This is a genomic window from Enterovibrio gelatinilyticus (assembly GCF_028683095.1).
Classification (GTDB): domain Bacteria; phylum Pseudomonadota; class Gammaproteobacteria; order Enterobacterales; family Vibrionaceae; genus Enterovibrio; species Enterovibrio gelatinilyticus.
The window spans coordinates 102453-116863 of sequence record NZ_JAJUBC010000002.1 but is presented as its reverse complement, the minus strand read 5'-3'; the positions used below and the strand labels follow the sequence as shown (position 1 = coordinate 116863).

Sequence of the window (14411 nt, the reverse complement as noted above, 5' to 3'; positions counted from 1 at the left end):
ATTGATCTCAGGAGCAGACATGTCTTCCCGCAAGGTTTTAGCAAATGCGATTCGTGCACTAAGCATGGACGGTGTACAACAAGCCAACTCTGGTCACCCGGGCGCCCCTATGGGCATGGCTGATATCGCCGAAGTACTGTGGCGAGACCACATGAACCACAACCCGCAAAACCCTGAATGGGCTGACCGCGACCGTTTCATCTTGTCTAACGGCCACGGTTCAATGCTGATTTACTCTCTGCTTCACCTCACTGGTTACGATCTGTCGATTGACGATCTGAAAAACTTCCGCCAACTGCATTCTAAGACGCCAGGTCACCCTGAATACGGTTATGCACCAGGCATTGAAACCACCACTGGCCCGCTAGGCCAAGGCATTACCAACGCTGTTGGTATGGCAATGGCAGAGAAATCTCTGGCGGCGCAATTTAACCGTGAAGGCCACGACGTCGTTGACCACAACACTTTCGTGTTCTTAGGCGACGGTTGTCTAATGGAAGGTATTTCTCATGAAGCCTGTTCACTGGCGGGTACGCTAGGTTTAGGCAAGCTGGTTGCATTCTGGGATGACAACGGTATTTCTATCGATGGTCATGTTGAAGGCTGGTTCACTGACAATACACCTCAGCGTTTTGAAGCTTACGGCTGGCATGTTATTCCTGCTGTTGATGGTCACGATGCTGACGCAATCAATGCCGCTATTGAAGCGGCAAAAGCAGAAACAGGTCGTCCTACCCTGATTTGTACCAAAACCGTGATCGGTTTCGGTTCACCAAACAAAGCGGGCACCCACGATTGTCACGGCGCACCATTAGGCGCGGATGAAATCGCAGCGACCCGTCAACAACTTGGCTGGGAACACGGCCCGTTTGACATCCCTTCTGACGTTTATGGCGCATGGGATGCTAAAGAAGCGGGTGCGGCAAAAGAAGCGTCTTGGAATGAAAAGTTTGCTGCGTATGAAGCGGCTTATCCTGAACTAGCTGCTGAATTCAAGCGCCGCGTAAACGGTGACTTGCCAGCAGAATGGGAAGCAAAGGCAAACGCAATCATTGCTGATCTGCAAGCGAACCCTGCGAACATTGCATCACGTAAAGCATCTCAAAACGCGCTAGAAGCGTTTGGTGCGATGCTCCCTGAATTCATGGGCGGCTCTGCTGATCTTGCGCCTTCAAACCTGACCATGTGGTCGGGTTCGAAAGCCGTGACGGCTGACGACGCATCAGGCAACTACATCCACTACGGTGTGCGTGAGTTCGGTATGACGGCGATCATCAACGGTATCGCACTGCACGGCGGTTTCGTGCCTTACGGTGCAACATTCCTGATGTTTATGGAATACGCACGTAACGCAATGCGCATGGCTGCACTGATGAAAATTCAGAACATCCAAGTGTACACCCATGATTCTATCGGTTTGGGTGAAGATGGCCCAACACACCAACCGGTTGAGCAAATCGCATCTCTACGCCTAACGCCGAACATGAGCACATGGCGTCCGTGTGACCAAGTGGAATCTGCGGTTGCGTGGAAACTGGCTATTGAACGCAAAGATGGCCCAACATCACTGATTTTCTCGCGTCAAAACTTGGCACAGCAAGATCGTTCTGCTGAGCAAGTAGCTGACATCGCGAAGGGCGGCTACGTTCTGAAAGATTGTGCAGGCAAGCCAGATCTAATTTTGATCGCGACAGGTTCTGAAGTGGAACTGGCAGTTGAAGCTGCTGAACAATTAGCGGCTAACGGCACACAGGTTCGTGTTGTGTCTATGCCTGCCACTGACGTTTACGACCAACAAGATGCGGCTTACCGTGAATCTGTATTGCCTTCAGACGTGACTGCTCGTGTTGCAATTGAAGCGGGTATTGCTGACTTCTGGTACAAGTACGTTGGCTTCGACGGTCGTATCATCGGTATGCACACCTTTGGCGAATCTGCACCAGCGGGCGAGCTGTTCAAGATGTTCGGTTTCACCGTTGAAAATGTGGTTGAAACGGCGAAAGAACTTCTCGCGTAATAGCAAGACAGTGACAATGAGAACCGAGCCAGCAGGCTCGGTTTTTTTTGCTTAAAAAAGAAGGAGCACGCCTGCATTGTGTTTGGATTCTAGAGCAGGAACTATTTGGTATGACGAGGTAATGTCGATGAAAGCGCTTGCTTCTAACAGATATGATTCTACGGATGCGATTGTGATCCGTATCATGTAATATCTAGAACAATAAATTCGTGTTAGGACACAGGGTGCGATGCTTAAGGTAGCGATCAATGGATTTGGGCGTATCGGTCGCAATGTTTTGCGTGCCGTTTACGAAAGCGGAAAGAGCCAACACATTAAAGTGGTGGCGGTGAATGAACTTGCACAGCCCGATGCGATGGCTCATCTTCTGCAATATGACACCAGTCATGGGCGATTCCAGAAAAAAATCACCAATAATCAGGAACACCTCTACGTTCATCATGAAGACGGTGATTATGATTCCATTCGCCTTCTACACCTTGCTGACATCGAACTGCTTCCTTGGCGAGATCTAGATATTGATATCGTGCTCGATTGCACAGGCGTTTTCGGTAACCGTGAACATGGCCAAGCACATATTGATGCGGGCGCAAAGAAAGTGCTGTTTTCCCACCCTGGCAGCAACGATCTCGATAACACGATTATCTTTGGTGTAAATGAAGACACTTTAAGAATATCTGACCTCATCGTGTCGAACGGTTCATGTACCACTAACTGTATTGTTCCGGTAATAAAAGTACTGGATGAGAAGTTCGGTATTGAATCCGGCACGATCACAACAATCCACTCTTCCATGAACGATCAGCAGGTGATTGATGCATATCACCCAGATTTGCGACGCACACGTGCTGCCAGTCAGTCTATTATTCCTGTCGACACCAAATTACATTTAGGAATTGGAAGAATATTTCCGAAATTTTCTGACAAATTTGAAGCAATTTCAGTTAGAGTTCCTACCATAAATGTCACGGCGATGGATTTAAGCGTCACAGTTAACACAAAAGTGAAAGTTAATGACGTAAATCAATCACTCGAAGAGGCCGCTCGGTGTACATTGAGTGGCATCGTCGATTATACCGAGGCACCATTAGTCTCAATTGACTTTAACCATGACCCTCACAGTGCCATTGTCGATGGCTCGCAAACACGAGTGAGTAACCACAATTTGGTGAAAATGCTGGTGTGGTGCGATAACGAGTGGGGGTTTGCTAACCGGATGATAGATACCGCGTTAGCCATGGACGCAGTTTCCAGTGGCTCGAAGGCTTGAGTCACGGCTTTTACTTCGTAAGAGCTAAAGCAAATTTATTAATTTTTGCAACTTTATAGAGAGGACGAAAATGTCTGTAATTAAAATGACCGATCTGGACTTGGCTGGCAAACGTGTATTTATCCGTGCCGATTTGAACGTACCAGTAAAAGACGGCAAAGTAACTTCTGACGCGCGTATCCTAGCGTCAATCCCAACCATCAAAACTTGCCTAGAAGCTGGCGCAAAAGTGATGGTAACTTCTCACCTTGGTCGTCCAACCGAAGGCGAGTACGCGGAAGAGTTCTCTCTACAACCAGTTGTTAACTACCTAAACGACGCGCTTGATTGCGACGTTAAACTAGCAAAAGACTACCTGAACGGCCTAGAGCTGAACGCGGGTGAGCTAGTGGTTCTAGAAAACGTTCGCTTTAACAAAGGCGAGAAAAAGAACGAAGACGAACTGTCTAAGCAATACGCTGCATTGTGTGACGTATTCGTGATGGATGCATTCGGTACTGCTCACCGCGCTCAAGCGTCTACTTACGGCGTAGGCGTATTCGCACCAATCGCATGTGCGGGTCCTCTTCTAGCGGCTGAGCTTGAAGCTCTTGGCAAAGCAATGGACAACCCAGAGCGTCCATTGGTTGCTATCGTTGGTGGTTCTAAAGTTTCTACCAAGCTAACTGTTCTTGAGTCTCTATCTAAAATCGCTGACCAATTGGTTGTTGGCGGTGGTATCGCAAACACCTTCATCGCAGCTGAAGGCCACAACGTGGGCAAATCACTGTACGAAGCTGACCTAGTAGACACTGCTAAGAAGCTAATGAAAGAGTGTGCGATTCCAGTAGCAACTGACGTTGCTTGTGCAAAAGCATTCGACGAAAACGCAGAAGCTGAAATCAAAAACGTTGCTGACGTTCAAGATGACGACATGATTTTCGACCTTGGTCCTCAATCAACAGCAGCACTTGCTGAAATCATCGGTTCAGCGAAAACTATCCTTTGGAATGGCCCAGTTGGCGTATTCGAATTCAAGAACTTTGAAGCGGGTACTGCAGGCATTTCTAAAGCAATCGCTGAATCTGCAGGTTTCTCTGTAGCCGGTGGTGGTGACACACTAGCAGCTATCGACAAGTTCGGTATCAAAGCTGATGTTTCTTACATCTCTACTGGCGGTGGCGCTTTCCTTGAGTTCGTTGAAGGTAAAGTACTTCCAGCTGTTGAAATGCTAGAAGCACGCGCTAAAGCGTAATTGATGAAACGGAGGTTGATAGCCTCCGTTTTTTTATGTGTTTCTCACCCAAAATTGCGTGCGGAAATGCATACACCAAAGACAAAAATTAATGTGTTTGGTGAGACGTTTGGGTACAATGCGCAGCGCTGATCGCAAACGTTTGCCGATTTAGCTGAGTTGGTTGGGATATAGCCAGCTTGGTACTGATTCATTCAAAGACTACAGAGTAAATAGGACTATTGTCATGTCTAAGATTTTTGATTTTGTAAAACCTGGCGTTATCTCTGGTGACGACGTACAGAAAGTGTTTGAAATTGCTAAAGAGAACAAGTTCGCTCTTCCAGCGGTAAACGTAGTAAACACAGATTCAATCAACGGTGTTCTAGAAGCTGCTTCTAAAGTTAAAGCGCCAGTTGTTGTTCAGTTCTCTAACGGCGGTGCAGGCTTCTTTGCTGGTAAAGGCGTTAAGCTAGAAGGCCAAGGTGCACAAATCCTTGGTGCTGTTGCTGGTGCTAAATACGTTCACGCTGTAGCTGCTGCTTACGGTGTTCCAGTTATCCTGCACACTGACCACGCTGCGAAGAAACTTCTTCCTTGGATCGACGGCCTACTAGACGCTGGTGAAGCACACTTTGCTGAAACGGGTAAGCCTCTGTTCTCTTCTCACATGATCGACCTTTCTGAAGAGTCTCTAGAAGAAAACATCGAAATCTGTTCTGCATACCTAGCGCGCATGGAAAAGATGGGTATGACCCTAGAAATCGAACTAGGTTGTACTGGTGGTGAAGAAGACGGCGTAGACAACTCTCACATGGACGCGTCTGAGCTATACACTTCTCCAGAAGACGTTGCATACGCATACGAGAAACTGAGCGCAATTAGCCCACGTTTCACTATCGCAGCATCTTTCGGTAACGTACACGGTGTTTACCAAGCAGGTAACGTTGTACTGACTCCAACTATCCTACGTGACTCACAAGCGTACTGTGCAGAGAAATTCGGTATTGCATCTAACGCTCTGAACTTCGTATTCCACGGTGGTTCTGGTTCTTCTGAAGCAGAAATCCAAGAGTCTATCGGTTACGGTGTTATCAAAATGAACATCGATACTGATACTCAGTGGGCAACGTGGGACGGTATCCGCACTTACTCTGCTGATAACTTTGATTACCTACAAGGTCAAATCGGCAACCCAACTGGCGAAGCTGCGCCTAACAAGAAGTACTACGACCCACGCGTATGGCTACGTGCTGGTCAGGCTTCTATGGTTACTCGTCTTGAGAAAGCATTTGCTGACCTGAACGCAATTGACGTTCTGTAAGTTCGTTTTTTAAAAAAACGGATTACAAATCTCTCAAAACCCGCTAAATTTAGCGGGTTTTTTTGTGGCTGAAATTTAGTCATGTAACCAAGCCAATTCTGATTGTTGGAAACGACAGGAGGGGTTGGCTTGTGTGATCTTAATATGAGAGAAAGAGATGACTGAGCAAAATGCGATTCAAGCTGTTGAAGAAACAGCAAATGAAGCAATGAGTTGGTTGGCGTCAAACCATGAACTGATGATTCAGTATGGCGTGAATATTATTACCGCAATCATGATTATGCTTGTGGGTAATTGGGTTGTTAAGAAAGTCGCTGGCTCTGTAGCCGTTGTCCTTAAAAAGCGTGAATTGGACCAAACGGTTGTCGATTTTATCGAAAACTTGGTTCGCTACGTGATGTTTACCATTGTACTGATTGCAGCTCTAGGCCGCGTTGGCGTTGAAACTGCGTCTATCGTTGCGGTTATTGGTGCGGCAGGTCTTGCTATTGGTTTAGCGCTACAAGGCTCGCTATCGAACTTTGCTGCAGGTGTATTGATTGTTACGTTCCGTCCGTTTAAATCTGGCGACCACGTCGAAGTGGGTGGTGTCTCGGGTTCGGTTGCGTCGATTCAAATCTTCTCAACCATCTTGACTACGCCAGACAACAAAATGGTTGTTGTACCGAATGGCACCGTGATTTCTAGCCCAATCACGAACTACTCACGCCATGAAACACGCCGCATTGATTTCGTTATTGGCGTGTCTTACAAGGCCGATCTTAAAAAGACCAAAGAAGTGCTAACGCGTGTTGTTAAAGCAGACCCGCGTGTTCTGCAAGATCCTGAGCCAACGATCGGTGTGCATGCATTGATGGACTCTTCCGTGAACTTTGTTGTTCGCCCTTGGGTAAACACTGCGGACTACTGGGCAACGTACTTCGATTTGATGCAAGCCATCAAAGAAGGCCTAGACGAAGCGGGTATTGAAATTCCATTCCCACAAATGGATGTGCATTACCACGCAGCGGCTGCTGAAGCGAAAGCAAAAGCCGACGCTGAAAAAAAGCCAGTTGCTGAAGCGGTTTAATCGCTTGGATTGTTGAATAAAGCCCTGCAAATATGCGGGGCTTTTTACTATCTATGGCATAGATGAGTCACAAAAAGATCAGCCCCATTGTTTTAAGTTTGAGACACTCTTCAATGCCGCTTAAACTGTAAACTCACTTCTGATTTTCACCTGTGAGACTTAATAAGGTGATTGGGGTGCGATTACTACCAGACGTATCTCAGGACTATTTACGTACATAAATCTATCAAGGACATTGCAAATGGAAGACGCAACGCAAGGCGCAGTGAGCTGGTTTACAGACAACCAAGATCTCCTGCTTCAATACGCAGTTAATATTATTTCTGCACTCGCTATCATCATCATCGGTAACTGGGTCGTTAAAAAAGTTGCTGGTGGTGTCGCAAAGGTAATGCGCAAAAAGGATCTCGACAATGCGGTTGTCGAATTTGTACATACTTTTGTGCGTTATTTATTGTTCGTGATTGTTCTTATTGCTGCACTCGGTAAGTTAGGTGTCCAAACGGCTTCTGTTGTTGCTGTTATTGGTGCCGCGGGCTTGGCTGTTGGCTTGGCGTTGCAAGGTTCACTGTCTAACTTTGCTGCTGGTGTATTGATCGTTGCGTTTCGTCCTTTCAAATCAGGCGACTATGTGGAAATCGGCGGTGTTGCGGGTTCAGTTGATTCAATTCAGATCTTCTCAACGGTATTGAAGACACCAGACAACAAAATGATTGTCGTGCCAAATGGTGGTGTAATTTCTAGCCCAATCACCAACTACTCTCGTCATGACACGCGTCGTATTGATTTTGAAATTGGCGTGTCGTACAGCGCAGATTTGAAAAAAACGAAAGAGGTATTGGCACGCGTATTGGCAGCAGAACCTCGCTTGCTGGCTGAGCCAGAACCAACCATTGGTGTCGTGGCGCTTGCTGACTCTTCTGTTAATTTTGTGGTACGTCCTTGGGTTCGCACTGGCGACTATTGGGGTGTTTACTTTGATTTGCTGCAAGCCATCAAAGAAGGGTTGGATGAAGAGGGTATTGAGATTCCATTCCCACAAATGGATGTACACGTGCAAAAAACTAGCGACTAACCGCTGTTAGTTGAACAAAACGCCAATGGTTGAGAGGATCGCCATTGGCGTTTTTGTTTGTCGCAGGTTTAGTTTCTACTGCCTGCTGATACGTGAATGTCGAGGTAAGGATTGATCGAGTTAAAACAATTGCTTTTTGTAAGGTGATTTTACTTGCGATTAGGTGAAGGCTTTCCTAACTTGCGTATCTGACGCTATGTGCATTTTAAGTGACTGACGATTGGTCGCACAAAATTTCTAGAAGGAAGCTGATTTATGAGTGACATCCCATCTGAATTAAAATTTGCTGCTTCCCATGAGTGGGTAAGACCTGAAGGTGATGGCGTATATACCGTGGGTATATCTGATCATGCGCAGGCGATGTTAGGTGATATGGTCTTTGTTGACCTACCTGATGTGGGTGACACGGTTGATGCCGGAGACGATTGCGCCGTGGCTGAATCTGTTAAAGCAGCTTCAGACATATATTCTCCGCTGACCGGTGAAATTGTCGCTATCAATGAAGACCTGGACGGTTCACCAGAATACGTCAACACTGATGCTTATGGTGATGGCTGGTTGTTCCAAATTCGAATTAGTGATGCCACAGAGCTTGATGAGTTACTCGACGCTGCCGCATACCAAGAAACGTTGGAAGAAGAAGAGTAATTGGACATTCGGTACTGACCACATTGGTGGGTAGGATAAATGTTAGACATAAAAAAACACCGCGTAAGGCGCGGTGTTTTTGATCAAGCGAAGTGTTTGAAGCAATAATCCCGTTATCTCTTCACTCTTGCTGAGCAAGTAGCATGAGAATTTTAGGGCAGTATTAGTACTGTTCTTTCAAGCGACGGATCTCGGCATTAATTTCTTTTACGGTACGATAATGCTCAAAGTCCGCATTTGATTGCGCCTGCACCATTCCCTGATGAAAGTCGAAATTTCCACGACCATCAATGTAAATGTGTCCGGTAAACAAACGGTAGACGTGTTTAGCAATGAGGGTGGGGACATATCGATTAAACATCCGCATTCGCAGTTCCTTTTCATTTTTATTGTTGTGCCTCTCGACACGGCTAGCCAACATCCTTTTTCCAGCGATAAACTCTGGAAATTTGGCGGACGGGATTATAACGACGCAAGCATGACCACAATGTGACAGCTAAGACACTTGGCTTAATAAAATGCGGTTCAATCTAATGAATCTGGGGTAGGTCACATTCTAGATAACTGGACATATCGCTCCATTATCTGGCACGTAAATTTTGTACTTGCTGGCGAACAGTTTGATGAATGGTTTGTCGGATCCATTGGTTTTTGGCGCTGCTGGCGTGTTTCTTGTGCCAAATCTGACGGATGACAAAATTACTGACATTAACGGGTGTTGGGCTTATTGCCAGCGTGGTGTTGAACATGTCTAGTTTTGCCATCAGTTCTGCCACCGTACAAATCAGGTTGCGTCCTGATAGCAAATGGCGAACGGTCAGAAAACGTTGAGAACCCATCACCACCTGACGGTCACAGCCCAACGCTTTAAGCGTGTCATCAACAGGACTACTGAGTTGCCCATCTACAGTGACGAGCGCATGGGGCGACGCAATGTAGTCTTGCAGCGTTAATGGCTGAGTAATACCGGTTGCTAGAGGATCATACAAGCAGACATGCTTTTCTGTGTAGAGGTCTTCCATTTCGAGCGCAGGCTCTTGGGGTTCAACGGCGCCTAGCACCACGTCGACGCTATCTGCTTTCAATGCCTCCCGATAGTTGACGCGATCAACAGGGCGACAACTCAACTGACAATAAGGGGCTTGTTGGCGGAACACATCAAACAGAGCAGGAGCGAAAACTAATTCAGCATAGTCAGTTAGACCAATTCTCACCGTTCCTTGGTAATTCTCTGGCTCGAAGGCTGCGGGAGAAAGTACTTCGTGAGTGATGGTCTCTAACAATTGGCTGATCACCGGATCGAGCTCAAGGGCTCGACTGGTGGGTCGCATTTCGTGCCCTTGACGATGAAACAAGGGGTCATCGAGCAAAGTACGAAGGCGAGACAGGTTATGGCTCATTGCAGATTGGCCAATGGATAACTTATTGGCTGCGCGAGTGACACTGCGCGTCTCCATTAATGCGGAAAAAGCCACAAGCAGGTTTAAGTCAATCCCTCGCCAGTTCAATTGGACTACTCTGCGTTAGGTTGCGCATCGCGAGAAATATCTGCGATAACGGGTTGGCAAAGTGCAACGAGATCTTCATACGCAAGCTCGACCCCTGCTAAGGGTGTGCCACTGCTGATATTAATGTGCTCGAAGTCACTTAGGGCTGGGTCGAAGACAATCGGCATAGCGCCTAATACGGCGATAGGCGTGATCATGCCTGGAGAGTAGCCAGTAATGCTCTGAACATGTGCGCTGTCGACACACGTCATACGACGGCAGCCCAGTAGCGCACGTACTTTCTTCGGATCTACTGATGCAGTGCCTGGAAGGCAAGCCAGCGCATATTGACCTCCCATATCTTTAAGAAGCATCGATTTGACCAATTGCCTCGGGTCGACGCCGCGTTGTTCGGCGGCATCTAATATCGTTGTTGCCGCACGGTCATGCGGCAAAATACGGTGCGAGATGTTGCTATCGCGAAGCACCGCAATGATGGGGGTGTTCAGATCAAGCATCATCTTCAACACTGTAAGGCAGGGCAACTTTCTGCCATAAAGCCTCTGTTTCAGGAAGACGGAACTGGCTGTCTTCGTCCAAGTTATTCGGTAACACAACCAATGCGAGTGCTTGTCCGTCATCAAAACGATATCCCGATAGCACGGTGCCACCGGTACGCCAGTTCTGGCCAACACTGCGGTCGAACACATCACCCGCCTTGGGTGCTTGTTCCGCCTCGCCCTGTAGCAAGTACGATGCGCGTTTGTTGATGCCTCGATACTTGGCGCGAGCCACGGTTTCTTGGCCGGTATAGCAGCCTTTTTTGAAGCTAATACCGTCTAGGGCTTGAAGGTTAAGTGCTTGGGGAATGAATTCGTTGGTGGTGACGTCAGCAATAGAAGGTATCGCACTGCGAAGCTCGCAAAGGTCCCATAAGCTGCTGTCACTGAGTACGGCACGTTCACCCATTTCACTAATGATGCTATCGGCTTCTTCCGCATCCACGGCTAGCAACCAGCGGTTTGTTTCGATTCTCACGGCGGTGCCTGTTTGCGTTGGGCGAACATCCCCTTCACCTAAAAAGCGCGATTGCATGGCGTTATCGGCTTTGTCACCTACAACACCCAGCAATACTTGTTCACTGAGCGAAAAGGTCAGCTTTGAAAACACGGCGTACTTTTTTATTTCAGCCAGCTGCTTTTCTGCGATGGATGCAGGTTGGGTATAGGCAATGCCATCTCGATGATGGAAAAGACGCATGGCTGACCAAACTTTCCCTTTTGCGTCACAATGAGCAGCCAGTGTTGATTGCGTCTTGTCTAGTGACACCAAATCGCAGGTTAACTGGCCCTGTAAGTAACTGATGGTGTCGGCGCCTACTGCGGTGATAAGTGCAATATGGTCAAGCGCGATCACTGACAATGCTGGTAGCGCACTGTCTGAAGAAAGTGGAAGTTTGGAAAATGTGTGCGTTTGGTACCAAGTTGTCATGGTGTCTCTCGCTAATAGAACGGATTCGTTATGGTAATGCTGTCTGTCGTGAATGTCAGCATTATACCCAAACAAGCACTGTGAGGTTGTTTGGGTATAACCCTTTATGTATGGGTGAGTTATCTAGATCACAAGGTCAACACCCTTACATCAGCAGTAATAGCACCATAGACGGGGCACTGTTACTATCTGTGCAGATATATTTGGTGTTAAATGAGGTAATCATGCTGACCGCTGAAGATAAACCGCGGATCAAATGGGCGTGCCGTCGTGGCATGTTGGAGTTGGATGTGATCATTATGCCCTTCTTCGAAGAGTGCTTTGATGATCTGACCGAGCAAGAAAAATTAGATTTTGTCGCGCTTTTGGAATGTGATGACCCTGATCTGTTCTCTTGGTTAATGGGACACACTCGCAGTGAAGCACCGGCACTGTCAGCGATGACGGATAAAATCATTGCACATAACCGCAGCAAATTGCGTTAATTCTCGACTCCAGCGCTCTTACTGGTTGCGCTGGGGACTTGTTTGCCTCTATGTTATTCCTGCGGTAATGCTTTTTGTATCTACAGCCGTGCCGCTGGAGCTGAGTGCACTGCTTCTCTCGCTTCTTCTCTCAGAAACTCACCGACGCCTAGCCAGTTTTGCTGCATTCGAAGGTGACTTTCAGTTACATAGTAGCGGTCATTGTCTCTATCACGGCCAGTCCTATCACGTCGCTCGCATTGCCATACTGTCTCGTTATTTGATTGTGCTTGATCTACGGACTTCTGATCATCGGCTTCGTTTGCCAATAACCTACGACGCGGTTCCTCACGATGTTTTTCGTCACATCAGTCGAGTCAGTGTTTCGCTTAAAAGCTGATCGATGTCTCATATTCTTACAGTTTAGCGTACATCATCCCTAAACCATTCATTAGTGCCGCCGATAAGGGTTTAAGTCGTTATTTGTCTTACCTGCTATCAATTACGGCACCCATGAATTTTAAGGGAAGGATGACATGAAAATCAGAACCAAGTTGTACGCATTGACTGCTTTTTCCGCGGTGTCTTTGGTCTTATTTGGCCTAGTCAGTTTCCAAGCGTCCGAAAGAATGGTCGATCTTAAAACCAAGCTAACACTGGTAGGGGACTTGGAAGTTGGTCTGCTCAACTTACGCCGTAATGAAAAAGATTTTCTTGCACGGCTAGATGACAAATATGTTGATACGTTTGAAGGAAACGTTTCTCAGTTTGAAGGGCTACTTTCTCAATTGGAGCAAGAGGCGAATGCGCTGGATTTGGCATTGCCACAAATTGGCGAAGTGAGAAATGCCATGACAAATTACCATAGTGGCTTTGTTAAATTGGCAAACGGTTATCGTGATTTGGGATTGAACCGCGAGTCTGGTACGTGGGGAGAGCTAACTGCGACGAACAGTGCGCTGCTTGAGCAACAGTCGGGTAACGCTGAAGTTGAGTATTTGATTACTCTGGTTCGATTATTGGTGGCAGATACTTCGACGACACGATTCGATGAGTTCTCAGCAAATTGGTCTGATATTTCCTCTCGCGTAAACTCCCCTCTATTGGATAAGCAAAAATCGCTAGTAGAACGTTACCTGCAATTAAAGCGCATTGTGGGGTTGGACCATAAATCTGGCTTGCTAGGAAATATTCGAGAGCAAACGCACCAAGTTGAAGTTGATTTTGATGCCATGCGCGTCCAGTTGCAAGACGAGCTAAAGTCATCAACCGAAGCGTTGATCGTGATGACGGGGCTGGCCCTTGTCATTGTGTCTCTGCTACTGATTGCCATTAGCATTTGGCTCAATCGTGACATTCAGCGTCGATTGAAAACACTGACAAGCACCATGGAGCAAGTTGCTGTTGAACGTGACCTTACATTGCGAGCCCGCACAGAAGGTGACGATGAAATTGCGGTCGTCGCCACTGATTTCAACATGGTGCTCGAACATTGCCAGACGTTGATTGCGGGCGTGAAGGTGTCTATCACGACCTTGAACGCTACGGCTTCAGATGTGCAAGAGCGCAGTAACCATGCAGAAGTGGCGCTTGATAAGCAGCACTCAGAAGCAGAAATGGCAGCCACCGCAGTTAACGAGATGGAAGCGACGATCCGTGAAATTGCATCTAATACGGAAGCTGCCGCCGCTAATGCGGACCAAAGCCTGTTGCGCGCGCAAAAAGGCCATCAAACGGTTCAAGCAACGCGCAGCGCGATTGTTACCTTGTCGGAAGGTTTAGGGGTAGCTAACAGTGACATTCATAGCTTGGTGTCTCTGTCTCAGCAAATTGGTAGCGTGGTTGATGTCATTAAAGATATCTCTGAGCAAACCAATTTGTTGGCATTGAATGCCGCCATTGAAGCGGCGAGAGCGGGCGAACAAGGGCGTGGTTTTGCTGTGGTAGCCGACGAAGTCCGCACATTGGCAACACGCACACATAAATCGACAGATGAAATCGCGACCATGATTGGGTCTTTGCAGCAGCAAACAAACCAAGTAGTTGAACGAATCACATCGTGTCAGCATGACAGTGAGCAATCTGTCTCGTATGTTGAAGAAGCGGCTGGAGAGCTGGATAACATCATTATCGATATGCAGCAGATCATGGACATGAGCACACAGATCGCTGCAGCGATAGAAGAGCAAAGCATGGTTGCCAAAGAGGTGAACTTGAACGTTCATTCGATTCAGGACATTACTTCAGCTAACACAGCATCAACCAGTGAGAATGCACGCGCAGCAGCTCGCGTATCAGAGCAAAGCAAGGAGCTAGAAACAGCCATTGCGGCGTTCCGTTCATAGTATCTTGC

Annotated in this window: 14 protein-coding genes; 10 read left to right on the top strand and 4 right to left on the bottom strand. The window is 47.3% G+C overall.

Features of this window, described 5'->3' with window-relative positions:
- Positions 1-19 precede the first annotated feature (19 nt).
- The 7 genes from tkt (at position 20) to gcvH (ending at position 8616) form a co-directional block, all read left to right on the top strand.
- Positions 20-2017, top strand: coding sequence for a transketolase (tkt, locus tag LRP50_RS02050; RefSeq protein WP_274162843.1), 1998 nt, complete (start codon positions 20-22; stop codon positions 2015-2017).
- A gap of 229 nt (positions 2018-2246) precedes the next feature.
- A complete protein-coding gene (gene epd / locus LRP50_RS02045) occupies positions 2247-3287 on the top strand; it encodes an erythrose-4-phosphate dehydrogenase (protein WP_274162842.1) in 1041 nt (346 codons plus the stop codon).
- 70 nt (positions 3288-3357) lie between these two features.
- Positions 3358-4521, top strand: coding sequence for a phosphoglycerate kinase (locus LRP50_RS02040; RefSeq protein WP_274162841.1), 1164 nt, complete (start codon positions 3358-3360; stop codon positions 4519-4521).
- A gap of 226 nt (positions 4522-4747) precedes the next feature.
- Entirely contained in the window at positions 4748-5824 is a 1077-nt protein-coding gene (fbaA, locus tag LRP50_RS02035) for a class II fructose-bisphosphate aldolase (protein ID WP_274162840.1), read from the top strand.
- Between the two features lie 157 nt (positions 5825-5981).
- Positions 5982-6893, top strand: coding sequence for a small-conductance mechanosensitive channel MscS (gene mscS, locus LRP50_RS02030; RefSeq protein WP_274162839.1), 912 nt, complete (start codon positions 5982-5984; stop codon positions 6891-6893).
- A 241-nt stretch (positions 6894-7134) separates the two neighbouring features.
- The gene (mscS, locus tag LRP50_RS02025) at positions 7135-7968 is read left to right on the top strand and encodes a small-conductance mechanosensitive channel MscS (protein WP_274162838.1); all 834 of its coding nucleotides are present in this window, start codon (positions 7135-7137) and stop codon (positions 7966-7968) included.
- A 255-nt stretch (positions 7969-8223) separates the two neighbouring features.
- On the top strand, positions 8224-8616 hold the full coding sequence (gene gcvH, locus LRP50_RS02020) for a glycine cleavage system protein GcvH (protein WP_274162837.1): 393 nt from the start codon (positions 8224-8226) through the stop codon (positions 8614-8616).
- A gap of 163 nt (positions 8617-8779) precedes the next feature.
- On the opposite strand, the gene LRP50_RS02015 is transcribed toward gcvH, so the two are convergent.
- The 4 genes from LRP50_RS02015 to ygfZ all read right to left on the bottom strand — a co-directional run bounded on the left by LRP50_RS02015 (position 8780) and on the right by ygfZ (position 11594).
- On the bottom strand, positions 8780-8983 hold the full coding sequence (locus tag LRP50_RS02015; RefSeq protein WP_274162836.1) for a DUF1107 family protein: 204 nt from the start codon (positions 8981-8983) through the stop codon (positions 8780-8782).
- A 214-nt stretch (positions 8984-9197) separates the two neighbouring features.
- Positions 9198-10124, bottom strand: a complete 927-nt coding sequence (locus tag LRP50_RS02010) for a LysR family transcriptional regulator (RefSeq protein WP_274162835.1) — start codon at positions 10122-10124, stop codon at positions 9198-9200.
- Between the two features lie 5 nt (positions 10125-10129).
- A complete protein-coding gene (locus LRP50_RS02005; protein ID WP_274162834.1) occupies positions 10130-10624 on the bottom strand; it encodes an aminoacyl-tRNA deacylase in 495 nt (164 codons plus the stop codon).
- A complete protein-coding gene (ygfZ, locus tag LRP50_RS02000) occupies positions 10614-11594 on the bottom strand; it encodes a tRNA-modifying protein YgfZ (protein WP_274162833.1) in 981 nt (326 codons plus the stop codon). The genes LRP50_RS02005 and ygfZ overlap by 11 nt, the downstream gene beginning before the upstream one ends.
- A 224-nt stretch (positions 11595-11818) precedes the next feature.
- Between ygfZ and LRP50_RS01995 the strand changes: the two genes are divergently transcribed.
- The 3 genes from LRP50_RS01995 to LRP50_RS01985 all read left to right on the top strand — a co-directional run bounded on the left by LRP50_RS01995 (position 11819) and on the right by LRP50_RS01985 (position 14403).
- Positions 11819-12079, top strand: a complete 261-nt coding sequence (locus LRP50_RS01995) for an FAD assembly factor SdhE (protein ID WP_274162832.1) — start codon at positions 11819-11821, stop codon at positions 12077-12079.
- Positions 12051-12458: a protein YgfX gene (locus LRP50_RS01990; protein ID WP_274162831.1), complete on the top strand. Its 408-nt coding sequence runs from the start codon at positions 12051-12053 to the stop codon at positions 12456-12458. Before LRP50_RS01995 ends, LRP50_RS01990 begins: the two co-directional genes overlap by 29 nt.
- Positions 12459-12594: 136 nt before the next feature.
- Positions 12595-14403 carry a methyl-accepting chemotaxis protein gene (locus tag LRP50_RS01985; RefSeq protein WP_274162830.1) on the top strand — a complete coding sequence of 603 codons (1809 nt, stop codon included), beginning with the start codon at positions 12595-12597 and terminating at the stop codon, positions 14401-14403.
- Positions 14404-14411: the final 8 nt, after the last annotated feature.